We start from the raw sequence: 22,872 nt of genomic DNA, 5'->3' as shown, positions 1-22,872 counted from the left end.
GTGGGGGTGTGCTCCGTCGGCTGTACCCCGGCGGAGCACACCGGCCCGTATGCCGTCGGCGGGCACCGCTGCCGCCGTCGGCTGGCGCGGACGGGGGTCCGGCGCCGGTGCCCGGGTGGTCTCATCCCTTGAGGCCGGTGAAGCCTCCCCCGCCGCGGACGATCTGCCGCTGGAAGATCAGGAACAGCACGACCGGGGGCAGGATGGCGAGCAGCATCCCGGCGATGAGCAGCGACTGCTCCGCCGTTTCCGCGAGGCGCGGCAGTGCGGCGGAGATGGGCTGCTTCTCGGTGTCCGGGATGACGATCAGCGGCCAGAGGAAGTCCTTCCAGGAGTTCATGACCGTCAGCAGGGTCACCACCGCCAGGATCGGCTTCGACATGGGCAGCACGATCCGGCGGAAGATGGTGAACGGCCCCGCCCCGTCGACCTTGGCGGCCTCGAAGAGTTCGCGGGGGATGCCGTCGAAGAACTTCATCACGATCAGCACGGTGAAGGCGCTGGCCGCGTGCGGCAGCCAGACGCCCCAGGGGCTGTTGGCGAGGGAGATGCCGAGGCCCGGAAGGTCGAGCACGGTGAGGTAGAGCGCCACCAGGGAGATGGAGCCGGGGATGAACAGGGTGGCGAGCACCATCCACCGCACGGGCGCCGCCCACTTGGGGCTCAGCACGGACAGGACGTAGCCACCGGTGGTGGCGACCACGAGGTGGGCGACGACCGAGCCGGTGACCAGGACCACGGTGTTCCAGAGGTACTGGCCGACCTGGAGTTCGCTCCAGGCGCGGGAGAGGTTCTCCCACTGCGCGTGGTCGGGCCAGAGCGCCAGCGGGTCGCGCAGCAGCTCCTGGGTCGGTGAGACGGCGCCCTTGAACGTCCAGTAGAGGGGCGCGGCTCCGAAGGCGAGCAGCAGCAGGAGCGAGAGGGTCTGCACGGAGCGGAGCGAGAACCGTACGGAGGTGCGCCGCCGGTCGGCACTGGAGATGAGTCCGCGTGCGCTCTCCTCGGAACGGCTGCCCCGGCGGGTGCGGAGGGGGGTCTGTACGGCCATCAGTTGCTCCAGCTCCTCGTCGCCCGCAGATAGATCGCCGAGAGCACGCCGAGCACGAGGGCCAGCATCACACTGAGTGCGGTCGCGGCTCCGAAGTCTCCGTTCTGGAAGGCGTAGTTGTAGATCAGCATCAGGATGGTGAGTGTGGAGTCCTCCGGGCCGCCGTCCGTCATCACGAAGGGTTCGGTGAAGATCTGGAGGGTGCCGATGATCTGGAGCAGCAGCATGATCAGGACGACCCCGCGCAGTGACGGCAGGGTGATGTGCCAGACCCGGCGCCAGATGCCCGCGGCGTCGATCTCGGCGGCCTCGTAGAGTTCCGTCGGCACGGAGCCGAGCGCCGCCAGATAGATGATGACCGTGGAGCCGAAGCCGGCCCAGGTGGCTTCCAGCACGATCGACAGCATCGCGGTGTCGGTGGACTGGAGCCACGGGTACGGGCCGAGGCCCACATGGGCCAGCAGTTGGTTGAACAGCCCGGCGTCCGGGTCGTAGAACACCTTCCACAGCAGCACCGAAACGACCGGCGGGATCGCCACCGGAAGGTAGGCGAGGATCCGGAACAGGGTGCCGCCGCGCCGGAGTTCGGAGATCAGCACGGCGAGGAAGAGCGGTATGGGGAAGCCGATCACCAGGGCGAGGACGGCGAACAGCGCGGTGTTCTTGACGGCCTTCCACAGCAGCGGGTCGTCCAGCACATGCCGGAAGTTGTCCAGGCCCACCCAGGTGGCGGGGTCGACCAGATTGGTCTGCTGGAAGCTGAGCTGCACGCTCTGGACGATCGGCCACCACGAGAAGTAGGCGAAGCACAGCACCATCGGCAGGCCGAACAGGATGGTGGTGACACCTCCTTGCCTGACCCAGCGGACGAAGCGTTCCGCCGGGCCGCCGCGGTGCGGGGAGGCGGTGCGCGGCGGCCCGTCGGTCCGCGGCCGGGCCGCGGAGGGGTCGGCGGAACGTTGTTTCCTCGTCCGGTCCTTCCGGGTGCGGTTCCCGGCGGGCGCCGCAGGCGCTTGCGACCTGCTCATCGACGTCTCCTCGCCTCTCCTCGTGCTGTGCTCACTGCCTGATGGACCGGACGCTCCGCTGCGGGGCGTGGCGCTAGTTCTGCGCCCGCTCCACCTGGGACTCGACCTGCGCCGCGGCCTTCTTCAGCTGCTCAGCCGGGTCGGCGTCCTCGCGGGTCAGTACGGCCTGTACGGCGCTGTCGAGGGCCTTGTAGACGTTCTGTGCCTCGACGGGCGGCTCGATGGCGAGTTCGTAGTCGCCGAGTGTGCTGCTGTACGGGGCGAAGTTCCCGATCGGCACGTTGGCCTGCTTGTCGACCGCGGCCTGGACCGGATCGGCGATGGCCGGCTTGTAGAACGGCACGGTCGGCACACCGATGGCGGCACCGTCCTTCTTCTTGGCCACCGCGTCCTTCTCGGCGAGCCCTGCGTCGTACTTGGTGGACAGGTAGTAGAAGTCGATGAACTTCGCCGCGGCCTCGCGCTGTTGTGGAGTGGCCCGAGGGCTGATCACCGCGATGGTGCCGCCGGCCAGGGTCCGCTTGCCGCTGCCGTCGACGGGCATGGCGCCGAGGCCGATGGTCTTCGGGTCGCCCTTGTACTGCTGGATGTAGTGGCCGACCATGCTCGGTCCGGCGATCGTCATGCCGATCTTCCCGGCGGAGAAGTCCTTCTCCATGTCGGTGATGTTGCGCAGTTGGTTCTTGCCCATCGAGTCGTCCGTCCAGCGCATCTCCTTCAGCGCCTTCAGCGACTTCTCGGCGCCGCTGCCGGGACGGTCGAAGCTGTTGGCCCACTTGCCGCCGGACTCCTCCTGCATGCTGTCGCCGAAGGAGTACGCCATCGCGGTGAGCATCCAGCCGCCGGTGTTCTCCTTGGTCATCTGCGCGTATCCGGTGGCGTCGGTCTTCTCGGAGATCGCCTTGGCCGCCGTACGGACCTCCGACCAACTGGTCGGCGGTTTGTCCAGGTCGAGTCCGGCCTTCTCGAACAGGTCCCGGTTGTAGACCAGACCGAGGGCGTACTCCTCGGTGGGAATGCCGTACAGCTTGCCGTCCACGCCCTTCGCGGGCCCGAGGGCGACGTCGTTGAAGTCCTCGCTGTGGTTCAGCGCCTTGAACTCCGAGGAGAGATCGGCGATCTGCCTACGCTTGATCAGGCCCGACATCTCGGTCAGCGGCACCCGTACGACCGTCTCCAGACTGCCGCCGCCCACCTTGGTCTGGAAGCTCTGCTGGTCGTACTGGTACTCGTTCGTCCTGATCCTGATCTTGGGGTTCGCCTTCTGGAACTCCGCGACCCGCGCGTCGAACGTCTTGAGCGCGGCCGCGTTGGTGGCGGGCGGGCGCCCGGAGACGGTGATCGTCACCGTGCCGTCGGCGGCCGTGTCGCTGCCGGAACCGGAACACGAGGCAAGCACGCAGACGAGCGCACCCGCGGTGACGCCCGTCAGGGCGATGCGCAGGGAGGGTCTCATCGGGGACTCCATTCAGGGGCAGACCGGAAACCGACTGGAAAGCGTTTTCCAGCCGGGGTCACCTTGCACCGACCGATATCGCCGCGTCAATGGGTCGGGTGTGGGCATCCGCCCCGGAGCCCAACGAATGCCCCTTGCCGCAGCGTAGACGTCGGCTTAGCCTCTGGAAAACGTTTCCCAAGCGTTTTCCCGAGATCGTCGGCCCGACGATCGCGAGCTGGAGGACATCCCGTGCACCCTGCCTGGTCGGCCGCCGAGTACGACCGCGCCCTGCTCCGAGCAGCCCTTGCCGAGGGCGACCGCTGCTGGGACTCCGAGGCGAACCTGCTGCAGGTCGAAGCCCCGTACAACCCCATCCACACCCACATCAAGGGCGGTCTCGCACACCCCACGCGTAACTCCCTGCACTACGCCCTCCTTCTGCTGGAACGGGGCGGCGAGGGGGACGCCGAGCGCGCCCACTCCGTGATCCGGCGGATCGCCGGGCTCCAGGACCGGTCGCCGGAGAACGCCACCTACGGGATCTGGGGCTACTACGCCGAGGAACCGGCGGCCGAGATGGACCCGGCCGACTGGAACTGGGCGGACTTCCTCGGCATCGCCCTGCTGCTGGTGGACGCCCGCCACGGCGACGGTCTGCCGGCCGACGTGCGGCACGAACTGCGGGAGTCGCTGCGGCACGCGGCCGCGTCGATCGTCCGCAGGAACGTGCATCTGACGTACACCAACGTCGCCGTCATGGGCACCTTCGTGACACTCGCCGCCGGGAAGCTCCTCGGCGACGAGAGGCTGTTCGCGTACGGCAAGGACCGCATGGTGCGGCTCTCACGGGCCATCGACGGCACCGGCAGCTTCACCGAGTTCAACAGCCCGTCCTACTGGGGCGTCGTGCTCCAGACCCTGACCCTGATCAGGGAGCATGTCGACGACACAGAGGTGCTGGAGCTCAACGACCGGCTGCACGACCGGCTCTGGCTGCACTTCCTGGCCCGCTGGCACCCGCCGACCCGCCAGCTCTCCGGCCCGATGGCCCGCTGCTACAGCAACGACCTGGGGGTGCCGCCGTTCCTGGCGAAGGCGGTGCGCGGGGAGCTCGGCGCGCCGGTGCCCAGCCCGGTCCGGGGCGAGATGGCGACCGGGGTGGAGTCCTGCGTGGACTACCGGATGCCCGACTGGGTCCTGCCCCGGCTGCGGGGGCTGGCGGGCGAGCACGAGCACCGGGAGCTGTTCACCGGGGCCCCGTTCCCGGAGACGGGCACCACCTGGCTGGACGCGGTCACCACGCTGGGCAGCGTGAACCACCAGGACACCTGGCTGCAGCGGCGTCCGCTGTTCGGCCACTGGGTCCGCCCGGACGGGACCTCCGGGCATCTGCACGTCCATCTGATGAAGGACGACGGCGCCGAGGACTTCGATTTCGCCTCGGGTGTGCTCTCCACCGTGCAGAGCGGTCCGCACGTCGCCTGGCTGGCGGGGTTCGCCTGCCCTGCGGGCGACCGGCACCACCACCTCGACATGATCGAGCCGGGCGACCGGTTCCGGGCGCGTTCGCTGCGGCTGGTGGTGGACGCGATCGGCGCGCCGCCCGTGGCGGAGCCGTCCACGATCGACGGCGGGATCGAACTCGACCTGGGCACGGCCCGGCTGGACTTCAGGCTGGCCGGCGGTGCGTTCGGCGGCCGTACGCCGACGGCCCGGCTGGTGCCGCGCGCCGACGGGGTTCGGATCGAAGTGGTGTTCTTCGAGAGCACGACCCCGGCCGAGCTGGACTGGGCGGCGCTCGGCGACACCTTCGCGGCGGGGACCCTGTCCCTGGTGCCGTCCGGCGCGCGGCGGGGTGCGCAGCCCGGTCCCGAGGTGGCGGTGGCCGGTGACCACGCCGAGGTGCGGTGGACGACCCCGCAGGGGCGCCGGCTCATGGTGCGCGGCGGCCGGTCGGTCGTCTCCCGCGAGGAGCACGCCGCGCTGCACTCCGCGACGCTGGACGGCGCAGCGCCGCCGTCGCCCCGCCTCTCGGATTCGCTGCTCGTTCCGTAGGACACCGGACCCGGCCGGCCGTGCGGGCAGCCCGCGGCCGGCCGGGCCGGTGGTCCTCGGCGTACAAGGAGCGGGAACGGGCCGAGTGAGGTATCCCGGAAGCATGGCTTCCCCGCGCTTCCTGGATTCGGTCCGTGAGTCCCGAAGGCGCAGGAACGCGCTCCTGGCGATGCCGTTCGTGCTGATCGCCGTCGTCACGGTGGTCGACTTCCTCGCACCGACGGATGTCCATCTCGGTCCGTTCCTGGTGGCCGCGCCCGCGATGGCCGCCTCGTTCACCGGGCCGCGCATGACCGGCTTCGTCGGCGTGGTCGCCGTGCTGGCGCAAGTCCTGGTGGCCGCGCGCACCAGTCTCTACGACCTCAACCACACCTACCAGATCATCGCGCTCGTGCTCATCTCCGTCATGGCCACCTTCTTCGCCCACCTGAGGGTCCGCAGCGAGCGGGCCGTGACCCAGCTGCGTTCGGTGGCCGAGGCGGCACAGCACGTGGTGCTGCGTCCGCTGCCGGGACGGAGCGGCCCTCTGCGCATCTCCTCGGTCTATCTGGCGGCGGAGGAGGAGGCGCAGATCGGCGGCGACCTCTACGCCGCCGCCCGCACCATGGGAGGCACCCGCGTGATCATCGGCGACGTACGCGGCAAGGGGCTCGCCGCGATCGGCGAGGCGGCGAGCGTCCTGGGCGCCTTCCACGCTCTCTCGCGCCAGCGGTGGACGCTGCCCGAACTGGTGGCCCAGCTGGAGACGAGCATCGCGCCGTGCCCCGAGGACGACACGGCCGAGGCGGGCGCGGACGGGCAGGACGACCCGGAGCTCGCGGAGTCGTTCGTCACCGCGGCCGTGCTCGACCTCCCCGACGACGCCGCCGAGATCCGCCTGGTCAGCTGCGGTCATCCACCGCCGCTCCTGCTGCGGGCGGGTGAGGTGATCCCGCTCGATGTCCGGACGCCGGCCCCGCCGCTCGGTCTGACCCGCCTGGTGATCACCGAACACACGGCGGAGACGTTCCGCTTCGAGGCCGGTGACACCCTGCTCCTGTACACCGACGGCGTCATCGAGTCCCGGGACCGGTCGGGGCGCTTCTATCCGCTGCGGGAACGGGCCGCTTCGCGGTCCGGCACGGGCCCCGAAGCCCTGCTGGAGACCCTGTGCGCCGACCTGTTGCGGCACGCGGGCGGCAGCCTGGGGGACGACGCGGCGCTGGTGGCCATCGAACGCCTGCCGGCCTCCGGATGACGCCTCCCCGCGCCCGCCGCAGAGGTCACGGTGCGAGGGTGCCGAGCAGTTCCGCGACCGTGACGGTCGACCGCATCTCGTCGGCCAGGCGCCCGGCGCGGGCACGGTAGGACGGATCCGCGAGAACCAGTTCGGTGGCCGCGCGGATGGCCCGTACGTCGTCGGCGCCCAGCATCACCGCCTTGTCCGCCGGGCCGCCGGTCGGGGTGACGGCCGTACCCGCCCCCGCGTCGGCCACCAGCCGGGCGTTCACCGGCTGGTCCGCGAAGAGCGGGACGCAGACCAGCGGGACACCGGCCGCCAGGGCGCCGAACACCGTCCCGGAGCCGCCGTGGCAGACCACGAGCGACGCACTGCGCAGGACGTCCGCCTGCGGCACCCACTGCTCCACATGGACCTGGGACGGCAGCGGTCCGAGGTCCGCCGCCTCGATGAGGTGTCCCGTGGTGAGCAGTACCCGCACCGGCAGTCCGCTCACCGCCTCGACGAGCCCCCGGTACAGGCCGACCGCGGTCGGCAGGGCACCCGCCTCGGTGCCCAGGGTGAGATGGACCAGCGGTTCCGCCGATCCGCCCCACCGGTCCGCCAGCGCGCCCGGTCGGGGGGTTTCGTGGTAGCGGTGGGTAACGGCGTACGAGGAGGGGTCCAGGGAAGCCGGCAGGCGGGTCAGATACGGGGTGGCGAGGAGACGTTCCGTGATGCCCGTTCCGTACGGCGCGAACACGGGGGTGAGCAGGGTGTCGGTGGACCGGGTGAACCGCGCGGCCGAGACCGCGACCCGGAGCCGCGGGATGCCGTGCCGCTCGGCGGCCACCACCGACGCGAACTCGTACGCCTCGTGCACGACGAGATCGGGCCGCCAGTCGCGGCACGCCTCCTCCAGCGCGGGAAGCATCGCGGCGATCCCGAGCCGGCCGAACACCTCCGTGACCATCATCGCGACGCCGTCGTCCGGGGACAGCGCCAGCACGGGCGTCATGGCCCGCGCGATCTCCTCCTGGGGAGGTTCCCCGCCGATGCGGTAAGGCTGTTTCCGGGTCGCCAGTAACGATTCGAGTGCCGGTGGAGCGACGACGAGGACGTCGTCACCCCGCGCCGTGCACGCGTCGATGAGGGGGACGAGCGGGTGGAAGTGGCCCGGTCCGCGGGTCGAGGCGAAAAGTACACGCATGGGACAGAGCCTAGGGATGTGCACCTGCCGCCCGCAGGACCGCTTTCCGCCTGATTCTGCGCGTTTCCGGCGCGTTTCCGATGTTCGTGCGCCGCGGCCTCCCGGCACCTCGCATCCGGTTCCTGCCGTTCGGTTCGCGCCGGGCTCGCACGCCCCGGCCCCGACACGCCCGGCTCACGCGCCGCGGGCCCGGCCCGCGAGCACGACTGCCAGGATTCCGGGCACGAGCAGCAGCCCGAAGGCGGCGGCGTAGCCGACGTGGTCGTTGGATCCGCCGCCCAGGAAGGCGTTGAAGACGGCGGAGGCGACGCCCAGAACCAGGATCTGGCCCAGGTTCTGGTTGGTCTGCATCGCACTGCTGGCGTAGCCCTGGCGGCCGGCCGGGGCATGGGCGAGGGACAGCACGGTGAGGGACGGGGCGAGCAGGCCCATGCCGACGGCCGCGACGACCATCGAGGACGCGGCGGTGATCGGCGGCATCCCGGGCAACGACCCGACGGAGGCGATCACGACCGCCACCACCTGCACCAACGCCCCCACCACGACCAGGCGGTGACGGGGCGTCCGCTCCGGCAGCCGGCCCTGCACCCAGGAGGAGGCGGCCCACGCCACGGCGGCGCCGGTGAAGGCCAGACCCGTCACCACGGGGGCCACGTCCCGGCCGGTGACCAGCATCAGCGGCACGAACGCCTCCAGCGTGAAGAACACTCCCGAACTCAGCCCGCGCAGCAGCACCGTGGCCGGCAGTCCGCGCGCGGCACGCCAGGTGCCCGACGGCAGCAGCCGGAAGGCGAACAGCACCATCAGCGCGAGTCCCGCCACCGCGAACAGCAGATGGCGCGTGTCCCAGCCCGAAACTCCGTACTGGCCAAGCGCCGCACCCACGCTCACCGCCACCGCGATGGTCAGGGCGGGGCGCGGGGTCCGCTCCTTCGACAGCGTGGGCGCGGCCTTCCGGGAACGACCGTTCAGCAGGGCCACGACCGCCAGCGCCGGAAGCGCCGTGAGCGCCGCCAGGCCGTAGAAGACCGCACGCCAGGACCACCACTCGGCCACCAGCCCGGCCAGCGGAGGTCCGACCAGTGACGGAATGATCCAGCAGGCGCTCATCAGCGCCAGGGCGCGCGGCTGGAGCCGCTCGGGATACGCCTGGCCGATCGCGGTGTTGATCGCCACCGCGACCATCCCGCCCGCCACGCCGTCCACGAAGCGCCCGGCGGCCAGTTGCCAGATCGAGGTGCTGCTCGCCGAGACCAGCAGGGTGACCACGGCCAGCACCATGCCCGCCGCCAGCGGGCGGTTCGCCCCCGCCCGGTCGGCCCAGTGACCGCCCAGTACGCCGCCCAGCAGGCTCGCGGCCACGAAACAGCCCGCCACCAGCGGGAAGAGGGACACCCCGTCCAGATCCCGGGCGGCCGTCGGGAGCGTGGGCACCACGGCCAGTGCGGCGAGGCCGGTCAGGAACATCACCGCGGCAAAGCTCGAGGTGGCCGCCGCGTACGTCCGGGAGAAAATGCCCTCGGCGGCCTCGGAGCCCAGGGGCGGCAGGCCGGCTGTCGTCGTCCGTCGGCCGCCTTCCTCGGTGGGTGGTTCCGCGGACGTCGCACGCGGTTCGCGCGAGGGGCTCTTCGGGGCATCGGTCACAGGCGCACAAGCTATGTCGGCCGTATGAGCGCGTGCCACTCGTTTTCCGCGCACACCGCCGTCCCGGAAACCGCCCGGTGCATGGCGCTCCCCGCCACCACACCCCTCCCCGGCGGCCGGGAAGCGGACCGGAGCGCCGGGGAAGGGGGCCGGCCCTCGGGGGCCGGGGCGCAACCGGGCCACTGCCCGTACTTTGATACTCGCCCCGGACCGCGTTATGCGCATCCTGGTGCGGGCCGGTCCTGAGCCGACGCGGACGAACCGGCCGGTGGGCCGTGCCCCGGTGTACGAGGCACGGCCCACCGTGAAGCTTCGGCCGCTGTGCCGCTGTCGGCGCGGATTCACCGACAGCGGGCGGTCACAGGGTGCGTTCGAGGCGATCGGCCATCAGCCTGACGAAGCGCGACGGGTCGCTCAGTTCGCCGCCCTCGGCCAGCAGCGCCAGGTCGTGGAGCAGTTCGGCCGTCTCCTGGAGTGCGGCACCGTCGCCCTCGCCGCGTTCGGCGTGTGCCCGGTTGAGGCCGCTGACCAGCGCGTGCTCCGGGTTGAGTTCGAGGATGCGCTTGACCTCGGGAACGGGCTGGCCCATGGCGCGGTACATGTTCTCCAGGGCCGGCGTCAGGTCGTTCGTGTCCGAGACGATGCAGGCGGGCGAGACGGTGAGGCGCGAGGAGAGCCGTACTTCCTTGACGGTGCCGCTCAGCCGGTCCGTCATCCAGCCGAGCAGATCCGCGTACTCCTGCTGCCGGCCCTCGCGCTCGGTCGCGGCCTCCTTCTTCTCCTCCTCGGTCCCGAGGTCGACCTCCCCCTTGGCGACGGACCGCAGCTTCTTGCCGTCGAACTCCGGCTCCGCCTCGACCCACACCTCGTCGACGGGGTCGGTCAGCAGCAGCACCTCGACGCCCTTGGCGCGGAACGCCTCCATGTGCGGGGAGTTCTCGATGGCCTGACGGGACTCGCCCGTCACGTAGAAGATGTGCTCCTGGCCGTCCTTCATCCGCTCCACGTACTGCCGCAGCGTGGTCGGCTCGTCCTTGTCGTGGGTGGTGGCGAAGGACGCGATGCCGAGGATGGTCTCGCGGTTCTCGAAGTCACTCAGCAGCCCTTCCTTGACGACCCGGCCGAACTCCCGCCAGAACGTGGCGTACCGCTCCGGCTCGGCGGTCATCATGTCCTTGACCGTCGACAGCACCTTCTTCGCCAGCCGCCGGTGCATCAGCTGGATCTGGCGGTCCTGCTGGAGGATCTCCCGCGACACGTTGAGCGACAGGTCCTGCGCGTCGACGACACCCTTGACGAAGCGCAGGTACGGCGGCATCAGCGCTTCGCAGTCGTCCATGATGAAGACGCGCTTCACATAGAGCTGGATGCCGCGCCGGTACCCCTGCATGAAGAGGTCCTGGGGCGCGTGCGACGGGATGAAGAGCAGTGCCTGGTACTCGAAAGTGCCTTCCGCCTGGAGACGGATGGTCTCCAGCGGGGCACTCCAGTCGTGGCTGATGTGCTTGTACAGCTCGTGGTACTCGTCGTCGGTGACCTCGTCGCGCGAGCGCGCCCACAGCGCCTTCATCGAGTTGAGCGTCTCGGGCTCGCGCGGGGCGTCGTCGGCCCCTTCCTCGCCGTCCGCGCCCTGCGTGGCCTCGGGAACCATCCGGACCGGCCAGGTGATGAAGTCCGAGTACCGCTTGACGATCTCCCTGATCTTCCACGGGGAGACGTAGTCGTGCAGCTGGTCGTCGGTGTCCTCCGGCTTGAGCCGGAGCGTGACGGAGGTTCCCTGGGGAGCGCTGTCGACGGTCTCGATCGTGTACGTGCCCTCGCCGGAGGACGTCCACCGGGTGCCCTGGCTCTCGCCCGCGCGCCGGGTCAGCAGCGTGACCTCGTCGGCCACCATGAAGCTGGAGTAGAACCCGACACCGAACTGACCGATCAGGCCGTCGGCCGCGGCGTTCTCCTCGGCCTCCTTGAGTTCCCGCAGGAACTTCGCGGTGCCCGAGTTCGCGATGGTCCCGATGAGCTGGACCACTTCGTCGTGAGACATCCCGATGCCGTTGTCCCGCACGGTCAGCGTGCGGGCCTGCCGGTCGGTCTCGATGGCGATGTGGAGGTCGGACACATCCGCGTCGAGCGAGTCGTCGCGCAGTGCTTCGAGCCGCAGCTTGTCGAGCGCGTCGGAGGCGTTGGAGACGAGCTCACGCAGGAACACGTCCTTGTTCGAGTAGATCGAGTGGATCATCATCTGCAGAAGCTGGCGCGCTTCCACCTGAAACTCGAACGTCTCAGTGGGCATAATCCGTGATTCCTTCTCAGGTCCGCGGTACGGAAATCGGCCTGAGTACTTTAGATCAGCCGGCCGCATCGGCGCCGCCATGCCTCCGGTCAGGCCGGTGCCACCGCGTAGCCGTCGGCCGTCCAGCCGCCGTCGCTGACCATCACCTGGCCCGTGATGTTCGCGGACACGCCGGAGGACAGGAACAGGGCGAGGTGCGCGATGTCCTCGGGGCTGCCGAGGCGGCCGCGCGGGGTGCGGCGGCGCAGCGCCCCGGTGTCCAGCCGGCCGGCGACGGAGAGCCGGGTCAGCAGGTCGGTCTCGACGTACCCCGGTGCGAGCGCGTTGACCCGGATGCCGAACGGGGCCCACTCGACGGCCAGGACCTTGGTGAGGGCGGCGACGGCCGCCTTGGCCGCGCAGTACGCCGCGCGCTCGGGCCCGGCCGTCACTCCGTACATCGACGAGGTGGTCAGGATGACGCCCCCGTCGCCCTCGCGCATGATGCGGGCGGCGGCACGTGCGCAGACGAAGGCCCCGGTGAGGTTGACGTCCAACGCGGTGTTCCAGCGGTCCAGTTCGAGGTCGAGGGACGGCGCGTTGGCGGACACTCCGGCGTTGGCGACCATGACGGACAGCTCTCCCGTCCGGGCGGTGAAGTCGGTCAGCGCCGCCGTCACGGCGTCCTGGTCGCTGACCGGGGCGGTCGCCGTCGCGATCACCTGGCCGGGGTGGCGCGCCTCCATCGCGGGGCGCACCCGGTCCAGTTCGTCGCCGTCGATGTCGAGCAGCAGCACATGGCATCCGGCGTGCGCGAAGGCATCGGCCATCGCGAGTCCCAGGCCGCGGGCGGCGCCGGTGACGCATACGGAGCTGCCGCTCAGGTCCGGGTAGATCGCCGCTTCGGTCGTCATGTTCTGTTCCGTTCCCACTCGCACTGCCGCTCTCTTCATCGGTGTTCTTCTTCCTGCTCAGATCATGTGCATGCCGCCGTTCACATGGATGACCTCGCCCTGTACGAAGCTCGCCGCGGGCGAGCAGAGGAAGGTGACGACGGAGGCCACTTCCTCCGGCCTGCCCAGGCGGCCGAGGGGGGTGGTGGCGAGAGCGGTGTCGCCGCGGTCGGCGACGTAGTCGCGGGTCATGGGGGTCTCGATGATGCCGGGCGAGACCATGTTGATCCGTGCCCTGGAGCCGAGTTCCCAGGCGAGGCTGCGGGAGAAGGCGAGCAGCGCGCCCTTCGTCGCCGCGTAGTGCGCGTGCCGGACGCTGCCGCGGTGACCGGCCATGGAGGTCAGGTTGACGATGCTGCCGCCCTCGTTGAGGTGGGGCAGTACGGCGCGGGTGAGGTAGAAGACACCGTTGAGGTTGACCGAGATGACGGTGTTCCACTGCTCGTCGGTCATGTCGGCGACGGCCTGCTCCGGATAGATCCCGGCGGCGGGCACGAGGAAGTCGACCGAGCCGAACATCTCGACGGCGGCGGCGACGAAGGCGTTGTTGCTCTCCGGCGAGGCCGCGTCCAGGGTTCGGGTGATCACGGTGGCGCCCGTGGGGTCGAGCGTCGCGGCGAACTCCTCCAGTGCCCCGGCGTTCAGGTCGCCGAGCACCAGGTTGGCGCCTGCCGCGTGGAACTGGCGGGCCACCTCGCGGGCGATGCCGCCGCCCGCGCCGGACAGGAGGAGGGTCCGGCCCTCGAAGGGGCGGGCGTCAGTCCGCGGGGCCTGCTTCGTCTGCTGTGTGGTCGCTGTCATGGTCTTCCTCTGTGAACAGTTCGGGATGTTGGGCCAGTTCGAGCCGTGTGCGGCGGATGTGGCCGGTGAGAAAGCGTTCGGCGTCGACGGTGTCGCCCCGCTTGATCGCATCGATGATCAGGCGGTGTTCGGCATGGATCAGTTCCCAGCCGGTGTCGCCGGCGAGCCGGGCGAAGGCGCGGCGGTAGTGCTGTGTGGTGTTCCAGAAGCGGTCGACCATGGCGGTGATCTGGGCGACGCGGCATCCGGCGTAGGTGAGCAGGTGGAGACGGCCGTCGAGGGCCAGGAAGCGGTCCACGTCGGTGGTGAGCTCGATCTGCCGCGCGATCGTCTCCAGTTCGGCGATCTGTGCTGCGGACAGATGCGGGATGCTCTCGCTGAGGGCGAGCGGTTCCAGGCGTTCGCGGATCTTGTAGACGCCCTCGCACTCCGCCATGTCCATCCTGGAGACCCAGGCGCCGCTGTTGGACTTCACGACCGTCAGGCCCTCTGCCGCCAGTATCCGCAGGGCCTCGCGTACGGGCAGCCGGCTGGCGCCGAGCTGCGCTGCGACCTGCTCCTGCATGATCCGTGCGCCGGGGCGCAGTTCACCGCTGAGGATGGCGGCACGCAGATGGTCCGCGACGCGCTGGCTGGCGACGGCGGCGCTGGGGCCGGGCGTGTCCGATCCGGTGGTCGGCTTGCGAGACATGGTTCTCCCTGGTGCGGTGTCGCGGCGGCGGGTGGGGCCGGTGCGGCGGGTGCGGGGTGTTCAGACGGAAGGCTGCCACAGCAGTACCGGTGAGTCGGCCTCGTACCGCTTGCCGCCCGGATAGGAGACCAGCTCCAGCTGCATCCCCCAGGGAGTGAGGAAGTAGACCCAGCGCTGCCCCTCGCTCGGGCCGGAGCTGGCCGTGGGTTCGCCCATGATCCGTACGCCGTGCCGTCGAAGGTGTGCCACGGCGGCGTCGAGGTCGGTGACGTAGAAGGCGAGATGGTGGCCACCGACATCGCTGTTGCTCGGTGGTCGCGTCTGCTGGCCGGGGGCCTCGTACTCGAAGATCTCGAAGTTCGGACCGCCCGCGCAGCGGAAGAAGCGCAGCTCGCGCATCACGGCGCGCGGGTGGACGCCGAGGTGGTCGCTCATCCAGGTGCCGTCGGAGCGGAACGGGCCGAGCGAGTAGACGTGCTCGCAGCCGATCACCTCGACGAAGAACCGGGTCGCCTCTTCAAGGTCGGGAACCGTGAAGCCGATGTGCTCGACGCCGGCCAGCCCGGGAAGTCCCTGCCCCCGGTCACCTGTGGAATGGATCCATCTATCCGCCATGCGTCTCACATTGCGCCGCCACAGGTGCCGTAGTCAATGGACACTCCCGAAATTTGAACGTAACGTTCCGGTAACGAGGTATTGGCTATGGATCCATTCGCTGCGACAGTGCTCACCGAATCACACAGGAGAGTGCTCATGCCCACACACCGGAAACTGGCCCCCGCCGCACCCTGGACCGAGGTGACGGCGACCAAGAAGGACTGGCACGGCGCGGACCCCCGGCTGCTGACCTCGATGTTCACCCAGACCCTGCTGATCAGGACCTTCGAGGAGTACGTACTCGACCTGGCGGGCCAGGGACTGGTCCACGGCCCGGCGCACTCCAGCATCGGCCAGGAGGGCGGCGCCGTCGGCTCGGTGCTGCCGCTGACCGGCGCCGACTTCGTCGGCGGTTCGCACCGGGGGCACCACCAGTTCCTCGCCAAGGCACTGGGTTACGTCGCGCCCGCCGGCATCGACCTGCGCCGCCCCGTCGACGACGAGGTGCGCACCGTCCTGCAGCGCAGCCTGGCCGAGATCTGCGGCCTGGCCAGGGGCTTCTGCCGGGGGCGGGGCGGGTCCATGCATCTGCAGTGGCGCGAGGCCGGGGCCATGGGCACCAACGCGATCGTCGGTGGCGGCGTGCCGCAGGCCGCCGGGTTCGCCTGGTCGGCGCGGCAGGCCGGCACCGATGCCGTCTCGGTGACCTACTTCGGGGACGGCGCGGTCAACATCGGCTCCGTGCTGGAGACGATGAACCTCGCCGCCGCCTGGAAGCTGCCGGTCTGCTTCTTCATCGAGAACAACAAGTACGCCGTCTCCACCCATGTGGACGAGGCGACGGCCGAGCCCCGGCTGTCGGCGCGCGGTCTGGGCTTCAACATCCCCAGCTGGCGCGTGGACGGCATGGACCCGCTCGCCACGTACCTCGCCATGAGCGAGGCCGTGGACCACATGCGCGCGGGCCACGGCCCGACCATCGTCGAGGCCGAGGTCTACCGCTTCTTCCACCAGAACGGCCCGTTCCCCGGCAGCGCGTTCGGCTACCGCACCAAGGACGAGGAGAAGGAGTGGCGGGCCCGCGACCCGCTCGCCCTCGTCTCGCGGCAGCTCGTCGAGAACGGCGTCCTCGGCGCCGACGAGATCGAGGAGTGCACGGCGCGGGCCAAGGCCGTCATGGCCGCCATCGGCGACGAACTGCTGGAGCCCGACCCCGAAGGCAAGCCGGGCACCCGCCGCATCAGGCCCTCCGAATGGCCCGACCCGTCCTTCCGTGACGTCGGCGTACGCGGCGACCTCAGCGAGTTCGACGACGTACGCGTCGCCGACACCGGCACCGGGGCGGATGCCTTCCAGGGCCGCCTGGAACAGCGGAAGTTCATCGACGTCGTGGCCGAGGTGATGAGCCGGCGCATGGCCGAGGACGAGTCGGTCGTCGTCATGGGCGAGGACGTGCACCGGCTCAAGGGCGGCACCAACGGCGCCACCAAGGGCCTGGCCGAGGCCCACCCGGACCGTGTCCTGGGCACCCCGATCAGTGAGAACGCCTTCGCCGGGCTGGCCGGCGGCATCGCGCTCGACGGCCGGTACAAGCCGGTGGTCGAGTTCATGTACGCCGACTTCATGTGGGTCGCGGCCGACCAGATCTTCAACCAGATCGGCAAGGCCCGGCACATGTTCGGCGGCGACGGACAGGGGTCCGGAGTGCCGCTCGTCCTGCGCAGCAAGGTCGCCATGGGCACCGGCTACGGCTCCCAGCACTCCATGGATCCGGCGGGAATCCTCGCCACGGCCCCGGGCTGGCGGATCGTCGCCCCGTCCACGCCCTTCGACTACGTGGGCCTGATGAACTCCGCACTGACCTGCAAGGACCCGGTCGTCGTACTGGAGCACACCGACCTGTACAGCTCGGTCGGTCCCGGCCCGGTGGACGATTTCGACTACTGCCTGCCGGTGGGCAAGGCGGCCGTGCGCCGCACCGGATCACGGATCACCGTCGTCACGTACCTCGCGATGACCAACTACGTGCTGGAGGCCGTCGAGCAGCTGGGCCTGGACGCCGAGGTCATCGACCTGCGGTGGCTGGACCGCGCCAGTCTCGACTGGGACACCCTCGGCGCGAGCATCCGCAAGACCAACAACGTGCTCATCGCCGAGCAGGGCCCCGTCGGCACCTCGTACGGCGGCTGGCTGTCCGACGAGATCCAGCGCCGCCACTTCGACTGGCTGGACCGGCCGGTCGAGCGCGTCCAGGCCGGCGAGTCCTCGCCCAGCATCAGCAAGGTGCTGGAGCGGGCGGCAATCGCACGGACCGAAGAGGTCGTGGCCGCGCTCCAGCGGGTCACCGGGAACTGACCCTCCCCGTACGAGAGAACACCCAGGAGGGTTGATCATGGCAGAACTGTTCCGAATGCCCGCCGTGGCCGCCGACGCGGCAACGGCCGTGCTGTCCGCCTGGCAGGTGGCGGAGGGAGAAGCGTTCACGAAGGACGACGCGCTCGTCTCCATCGAGACCGACAAGGCCGAGGTGGACGTCTCCGCCGAGCGGGACGGCGTACTGCTCAGGACGCTGTACGAGGCCGGCGTCGAGATCGAGGTCGGCGACCCGATCGCCGTGCTCGGCGCCGTCGGCGAACAGGTCGGTGACCTCGACGCACTGCTGGCGGAACTCGGTGTCGGCGTCACCGCGCCCGGCGAGGCCCGGCAGGCGGTGCGCCGGGACGTACCGGAGGAGCCCGTGGCACGGCCCACGGCCGCCCCGGCGCCCGGTGGGCCGGATCGCGGCGGGCGGATCTTCAGCAGTCCGCTGGCCCGCAGGCTGGCCCGGGAGGCGGGGCTCGGCATCGAGACCCTCACCGGCACCGGGCCCGGTGGACGCGTCGTCCGGCGTGACGTCGAGGCCGCCGTCGCGGCGCGGCGGACGCAGGCGACTCCGCCGCCCGCAGCTCCGGCACCCCTGGCGGCCGCCCCCGTGCCGCAGGCCGCCGCGCCCGCCGCACCGGCCGACACCGGCGACCACGAGGACATCCCGCACACCCGGATGCGCCGGGCCATCGCCAGGCGCCTGACGGAGAGCAAGCAGCACACCCCGCACTTCTATCTCCGGGCGACCTGCGCCGTGGACGAGCTGCTCGCCCTGCGGCAGCGGATCAACGCCGTCAGCCCGGTCAAGGTCTCGGTCAACGACCTGCTGATCAAGGCCGTCGCCATGGCACACACCCAGGTGCCCGAGATGAACGCGGTGTGGCAGCCGGAAGCCGTCCGCCGGTTCCGTTCCGTCGACGTCTCGGTCGCCATCGCCACCGACACGGGCCTGGTGACGCCGGTACTGCGCGGGATCGAGAACCTGTCGGTGTCGGCGATCGCCACGCGGACCCGCGCGTTCGCGGAGCAGGCGCGCTCCGGGGCGTTGCGCCCCGCCGACCTCGAAGGCGGATCGATCACCGTGTCGAACCTCGGCATGTACGGGGTCGAGGAGTTCGCCGCCATCATCAACCCGCCGCAGGCCGCGATCCTGGCCATCGGCGCCGCACGCGACGAGGCGGTGGTCCGCGACGGTGCGGTCACCGCGGCGAAGGTGCTCGGCGTGGTCCTGTCCGTGGACCACCGTCCGGTGGACGGTGCCGTGGCGGCGCGCTGGCTCGCGGCCTTCACCGAGGCCGTTCAGAACCCGGTCCGGCTCGTCGTCTGAACCCACCCCGGCGGCCGGGCCGCCCGAGGCGCCACCGTCGCGGGCAGCCCGACCTCGCCCCCTAAGTCCTGTCGTCCGCATCCGACGGCTGCCAGAGCACACCAAGAGGACACCGATGTCTTTGATCCGCGGTTCCCGCACGCCCAGTGCGGCCACACCACACGAAACCCCGCGCGATGCGCTCGGCGAGCTGGACCAGCGCAATCTGCGGCGGCTGATGCCGCTGCTGCTGGCCGCCTACATCATGTCGTTCCTGGACCGGACCAACATCGGTCTGGCCAAGGAACGCCTGGAGGTCGACCTGGGCATCTCCGCCGCGGCCTACGGGCTGGGCGCGGGGCTCTTCTTCCTCACCTACGCGATCTCCGAGGTGCCCAGCAACCTGATCATGTACCGGGTGGGCGCCCGCTGGTGGATCACCCGGATCATGCTGACCTGGGGCGTCATCTCCGCCTGCATGGCCTTCGTGCAGGGCGAGAAGTCCTTCTACGCCATGCGGCTGCTGCTCGGCGCCGCCGAGGCCGGGCTGCTGCCGGGCATCCTGCTCTACTTCACCTACTGGTTCCGCTCCGAGATCCGCGGCAGGGCCATCGGGCTGCTCCTGCTCGGCGCCTCCATCGCCAGCGTCGTGGGAAACCCGCTCGGCGGGCTGCTGATGGAGATGGACGGGATCGGCGGCTGGCACGGCTGGCAGTGGATGTTCGTCATCGAGGGGGTCCCCTGCCTCTTCCTGGCGTTCGCCATCTACCGCTTCCTGCCCGACGGCCCGGCCAAGGCGCCCTGGCTGACGGCGGACGAGGCCCGGCTGGTCCAGGACGCGGTCACCCGCGAGCAGACCGAGGGCGCCCAGGCGGCCGGCAACGGCTCCGGTTCCGGCTCGCTGCTGACGGTGCTGCGCGACAAGCAGATGCTGCTGGCCATCTTCGCCAACTGGACCCATCAGGTCGCCCTGTACTCCGTCGTCTACTTCCTGCCCGGCATCATCGGCGGCTGGGGCGATCTCTCGCCGTTCACCATCGGCCTGCTGACCGGACTGCCCTGGCTCACCGCGGCCGTCGGCGCCGTACTGGTGCCGCCCCGCGCGACCACGCCCCGGCGCTCCCGCAACTTCGTGGTGGTCGGCCTGCTGATGATGTTCACCGGCCTCGTCGTCGCCGCCGTCGCCGGTCCCGTGATCGCCCTGCTCGGCTTCTGCTTCACCGGCCTGGCGTTCTTCGTGGTCCAGCCCCTGCTGTTCAACTTCCCCGCCACCCGCCTCTCGGGCAAGACCCTCGCGGGCGGCCTGGCGCTGCTCAACACCATCGGCATCACCGGCGGCTTCGTCGGCCCCTACATCATGGGGTACGCCGAGGACGCCACCGGCAACCACCTGTCCGGCCTGTGGGTCTCCATCGTCCTGCTGGCCCTCGGCGCGCTGGCGGCCACGCGGCTGCGCTTCTCCCCCAAGTCCGCGTCCTGACGCACCCCATGGCGTGGGCCCCACGGGGTCCACGCCATGGGGCCCACTTCCGGCGCCGCTGCCCTCGATGCGTCCTCGCTGTTCATTCCGGCACCCAACCGTGGACAGTGGGCAGGCCGTAAAAATTCTGCCCCTGGTTGACCACGCTCTGGGTGCCCCCGCTGATGTTGTTGTTGACCGTCACGGTCGGCACATCTGCTGTTCGAGGGGCCAGTTCGTCGAGCAGCAGTCGCAGTTCCTGCGCGGCGGCCGGGTCCGCGCGCAGCGCTCGGCGCATCCTGAGCCGCCACTCGTCCTCGATGTCCGTCGCGACGTCGGGATCCTCACCCTCACGGGCCGCGATGAGTTCCGCCCGGGACGCCTCGAGCTCTTCGTCCACGCCACCGGTCTCCTCGCCGCGGGCAAGGAATCGTGCCACTCGCTCCCGCGTATGGGTCCAGGCGTCCGAGACCATGTGCCCGACCAAGGTCGTCGCACCCGATGCCGCCAGCGCCGCCAACTCCGCTTCCACGATGCCCCCGTTGTCTCGCCGTCGTTCTGCGCGCGTGTGAAGTCACCTCTACCGTAGAGAGCGGACGAGCACTTCGGAAGCGCGACCGGGGGCGCGGCGCGGCGGAGAATCAGCCATTGCACGACGCCGCGGGGCCTGAGTGCGTGGAGTCGCCTCTGGCCGTCGCTGCCGGGCCGGGCCCGCGGCAGCGGCCCCGGCAGCGGCGACGAACTTTCAGGGGGTGGGCTGCCGGAGTACGGCCACCTCCCGGGGTGGCAGCACGAGGCCGCCCTCCGACGCAGGACCGGCGAGCAGCTCACCGGTCACACCGGGCAGCGGCACCGGCGCGTCGCTGCGGTTGACCAGGAAGAGGTAGCGGCTGCCCGCGTCGCGACGCACCGCCAGTTCGACCACTCCCTGTGCTCCGTCCGGGAGTTCACTGGTCACGCCGGTCGGTGCGAGCAGCTCCGGCAGCAGCGCGGCGAGGCCTTCGACGCCGAGGCGGGTGGAGACGTACGCGGCCGACCCGTCGCCCGTCGTACGGCGTGTGACGGCCGGGCGGGAGGCGTACGCCCCAGTGCGGTAGTGGGCGAGCACCTCCGTGTCCGGTCCGGTGACCGTGATCCGGTCGGTCCACACGCTGCCGGTCGTCGCGTTGTCGAGGTCGACGGTGTCGCCGTCGAGCAGCGGCCCGAACTCCTCGATGCGGATGCCGAGCAGCTCGCGCAGGGCGCCGGGGTAGCCGCCGAGCCAGATGTGGTCGTTCTCGTCGACGACGCCGGAGAAGTACGTGGTGACGAGGTGTCCGCCGCCCTCCACGTACCGGGTCAGCTCCGTGCCGAAGGGCCGGGACACCATGTGCAGCACGGGTGCGATCACCACGTCGTACGAGGAGAGATCGGTACGGTGCGCGGGTACCACATCGGCGCGGATGCCGAGCCGCAGCAGCGCGGAGTACCAGTCGAGGGCCTCGCGGTGGTAGTCGAGCCTCGATGTGGGATGGGAGTCCTGCTCGCTGGCCCACCACGAGTCCCAGTCGAACAAAAGGGCCACGCGGGCGGGTTCACGCTCGGTTCCGGCGATCGGTGCGATCGCTTCGAGGGTGCGGCCCAACTCCGAGACGGAGCGGAAGACCGCGCTGTCGGGGCCGGCGTGCGGCACCATCGCCGAGTGGTACTTCTCGGCTCCGGCCGCCGACTGGCGCCACTGGAAGAAGCAGACGGCGTCGGCGCCGTGCGCCACGTGCAGCAGCGAGTCCCGCGCCAATTCCCCCGGGTTCTTCGCGAGGTTGACGGGCTGCCAGTTCACGGCGCCGGTGGAGTGCTCCATCAGGAACCACGGGCGGTGGCCGGCGATCCCGCTGGTCAGATTTGCGGCGAAGGAGAGCTCGTCGCGGTCCTGCGGGCCGGGGACGACGTAGTGGTCGTTGGCGACGAAGTCGATCGCGCCCGAGGCCGCCCAGTCCGCGTAGTCCATGCCCTTGGTGCCGCCCATCACCATGAAGTTGGTGGTCACCGGCACGTCGGGGGTCAGCTCCCGCAGCACCTCGCGCTCGGCGAGGAGATGGTCCTTGAGCGCGTCCGACGAGAACCGCTTGAAGTCGAGCTGCTGCGTCGGATTGGGGTGCGAGGCGGCGAGGCGGGGTGGCAGGATCTGGCCCCAGTCGCTGTAGCGCTGGGACCAGAAGGCCGTTCCCCAGGCATGGTTGAGGGCGTCGAGGTCGGTGTAGCGGCGGCGCAGCCAGGCCCGGAAGGCATGAGCGGCGTCGTCGGAGTAGTCGTAGACGTTGTGGCAGCCCAGCTCGTTGTTGACGTGCCAGGCGACCAGGGCCGGGTGTCCGGCGTAGCGCGTCGCCAGCTCCCGGACCAGGCGCAGCGCGTGGGTGCGGAAGACTTGTGAGGTGGGCCGCCAGTGCTGGCGTGCGCCCGGCCAGAGCGTCTCGCCGGTCGCGGTCACCGGCAGGATCTCCGGGTGGGCGGTGGTGAGCCAAGGCGGCGGGGACGCGGTCGCGGTGGCCAGGTCGACGCCGATGCCGCCCGCGTGCAGCAGGTCCATCACCTCGTCGAGCCAGCCGAAGTCCCAGGTGTCGGCGGTGGGCTGGAGCCGGGCCCAGGAGAAGATCGCCAGGGAGACGATGTTCACGCCGGCCTCGCGCATCAGCCGGACGTCCTCCTCCCACACCTCCCGCGGCCACTGCTCGGGGTTGTAGTCGGCGCCGTAGCCGAGGCGTCGGCTGCCGTCGCCGCCCGCCGGGTAGGGGAAGCGGGTGGTGCGGGGGGAGGTCATGCAGGTCCTTTCGG

At 70.5% G+C, this 22,872-nt stretch carries 17 protein-coding genes; 5 read left to right on the top strand and 12 right to left on the bottom strand.

The window, feature by feature from the left end:
• Positions 1 to 121: 121 nt before the first annotated feature.
• The 3 genes from OG842_RS35710 to OG842_RS35700 all read right to left on the bottom strand — a co-directional run bounded on the left by OG842_RS35710 (position 122) and on the right by OG842_RS35700 (position 3,532).
• On the bottom strand, positions 122 to 1,048 hold the full coding sequence (locus tag OG842_RS35710) for a carbohydrate ABC transporter permease (RefSeq protein WP_266734922.1): 927 nt from the start codon (positions 1,046 to 1,048) through the stop codon (positions 122 to 124).
• Positions 1,048 to 2,076, bottom strand: coding sequence for a carbohydrate ABC transporter permease (locus OG842_RS35705; protein WP_266734924.1), 1,029 nt, complete (start codon positions 2,074 to 2,076; stop codon positions 1,048 to 1,050). Before OG842_RS35705 ends, OG842_RS35710 begins: the two co-directional genes overlap by 1 nt.
• A gap of 73 nt (positions 2,077 to 2,149) precedes the next feature.
• Positions 2,150 to 3,532, bottom strand: a complete 1,383-nt coding sequence (locus OG842_RS35700) for an extracellular solute-binding protein (protein WP_266734925.1) — start codon at positions 3,530 to 3,532, stop codon at positions 2,150 to 2,152.
• Between the two features lie 231 nt (positions 3,533 to 3,763).
• Here OG842_RS35700 and OG842_RS35695 point away from each other — a divergent pair, with 231 nt between their 5' ends.
• On the top strand, positions 3,764 to 5,569 hold the full coding sequence (locus tag OG842_RS35695; RefSeq protein ID WP_266734927.1) for a hypothetical protein: 1,806 nt from the start codon (positions 3,764 to 3,766) through the stop codon (positions 5,567 to 5,569).
• A gap of 103 nt (positions 5,570 to 5,672) precedes the next feature.
• Positions 5,673 to 6,806 carry a PP2C family protein-serine/threonine phosphatase gene (locus tag OG842_RS35690; RefSeq protein ID WP_266734928.1) on the top strand — a complete coding sequence of 378 codons (1,134 nt, stop codon included), beginning with the start codon at positions 5,673 to 5,675 and terminating at the stop codon, positions 6,804 to 6,806.
• A 25-nt stretch (positions 6,807 to 6,831) separates the two neighbouring features.
• On the opposite strand, the gene OG842_RS35685 is transcribed toward OG842_RS35690, so the two are convergent.
• From OG842_RS35685 to OG842_RS35655, 7 genes are all read right to left on the bottom strand, one after another.
• On the bottom strand, positions 6,832 to 7,977 hold the full coding sequence (locus tag OG842_RS35685; RefSeq protein WP_266734929.1) for a glycosyltransferase: 1,146 nt from the start codon (positions 7,975 to 7,977) through the stop codon (positions 6,832 to 6,834).
• 174 nt (positions 7,978 to 8,151) lie between these two features.
• Positions 8,152 to 9,621 carry an MFS transporter gene (locus OG842_RS35680; protein ID WP_401876075.1) on the bottom strand — a complete coding sequence of 490 codons (1,470 nt, stop codon included), beginning with the start codon at positions 9,619 to 9,621 and terminating at the stop codon, positions 8,152 to 8,154.
• 358 nt (positions 9,622 to 9,979) lie between these two features.
• Positions 9,980 to 11,911: a molecular chaperone HtpG gene (gene htpG / locus OG842_RS35675; RefSeq protein ID WP_266734930.1), complete on the bottom strand. Its 1,932-nt coding sequence runs from the start codon at positions 11,909 to 11,911 to the stop codon at positions 9,980 to 9,982.
• A gap of 89 nt (positions 11,912 to 12,000) precedes the next feature.
• Positions 12,001 to 12,804, bottom strand: a complete 804-nt coding sequence (locus OG842_RS35670) for an SDR family NAD(P)-dependent oxidoreductase (protein WP_266734931.1) — start codon at positions 12,802 to 12,804, stop codon at positions 12,001 to 12,003.
• 57 nt (positions 12,805 to 12,861) lie between these two features.
• Positions 12,862 to 13,644 (bottom strand): SDR family NAD(P)-dependent oxidoreductase, encoded by a 783-nt coding sequence (locus OG842_RS35665; RefSeq protein WP_266734933.1) that lies wholly within the window; start codon positions 13,642 to 13,644, stop codon positions 12,862 to 12,864.
• Positions 13,601 to 14,335, bottom strand: coding sequence for a GntR family transcriptional regulator (locus tag OG842_RS35660; RefSeq protein WP_266734934.1), 735 nt, complete (start codon positions 14,333 to 14,335; stop codon positions 13,601 to 13,603). The genes OG842_RS35665 and OG842_RS35660 overlap by 44 nt, the downstream gene beginning before the upstream one ends.
• Before the next feature lie 60 nt (positions 14,336 to 14,395).
• On the bottom strand, positions 14,396 to 14,950 hold the full coding sequence (locus OG842_RS35655; RefSeq protein ID WP_266734936.1) for a VOC family protein: 555 nt from the start codon (positions 14,948 to 14,950) through the stop codon (positions 14,396 to 14,398).
• A gap of 138 nt (positions 14,951 to 15,088) precedes the next feature.
• Here OG842_RS35655 and OG842_RS35650 point away from each other — a divergent pair, with 138 nt between their 5' ends.
• From OG842_RS35650 to OG842_RS35640, 3 genes are all read left to right on the top strand, one after another.
• Positions 15,089 to 17,287, top strand: coding sequence for an alpha-ketoacid dehydrogenase subunit alpha/beta (locus OG842_RS35650; protein WP_266734938.1), 2,199 nt, complete (start codon positions 15,089 to 15,091; stop codon positions 17,285 to 17,287).
• A 37-nt stretch (positions 17,288 to 17,324) separates the two neighbouring features.
• On the top strand, positions 17,325 to 18,623 hold the full coding sequence (locus tag OG842_RS35645; protein WP_266734940.1) for a 2-oxo acid dehydrogenase subunit E2: 1,299 nt from the start codon (positions 17,325 to 17,327) through the stop codon (positions 18,621 to 18,623).
• A 115-nt stretch (positions 18,624 to 18,738) separates the two neighbouring features.
• Positions 18,739 to 20,082, top strand: a complete 1,344-nt coding sequence (locus OG842_RS35640; RefSeq protein ID WP_266734942.1) for an MFS transporter — start codon at positions 18,739 to 18,741, stop codon at positions 20,080 to 20,082.
• Between the two features lie 82 nt (positions 20,083 to 20,164).
• Here OG842_RS35640 and OG842_RS35635 read toward each other — a convergent pair whose 3' ends face one another.
• Together OG842_RS35635 and OG842_RS35630 are read right to left on the bottom strand one after the other, a co-directional pair.
• Positions 20,165 to 20,461 carry a hypothetical protein gene (locus tag OG842_RS35635; RefSeq protein ID WP_323185849.1) on the bottom strand — a complete coding sequence of 99 codons (297 nt, stop codon included), beginning with the start codon at positions 20,459 to 20,461 and terminating at the stop codon, positions 20,165 to 20,167.
• Positions 20,462 to 20,806: 345 nt separating this feature from the next.
• Positions 20,807 to 22,858 carry a beta-galactosidase gene (locus tag OG842_RS35630; protein ID WP_266734944.1) on the bottom strand — a complete coding sequence of 684 codons (2,052 nt, stop codon included), beginning with the start codon at positions 22,856 to 22,858 and terminating at the stop codon, positions 20,807 to 20,809.
• Between the last annotated feature and the right edge of the window lie 14 nt (positions 22,859 to 22,872).

The sequence above is a fragment of the Streptomyces sp. NBC_00376 genome, from assembly GCF_036077095.1.
Classification (GTDB): domain Bacteria; phylum Actinomycetota; class Actinomycetes; order Streptomycetales; family Streptomycetaceae; genus Streptomyces.
The sequence above is the reverse complement of the archived record's forward strand: the minus strand, read 5'-3'. Positions and strand labels throughout refer to the sequence as shown.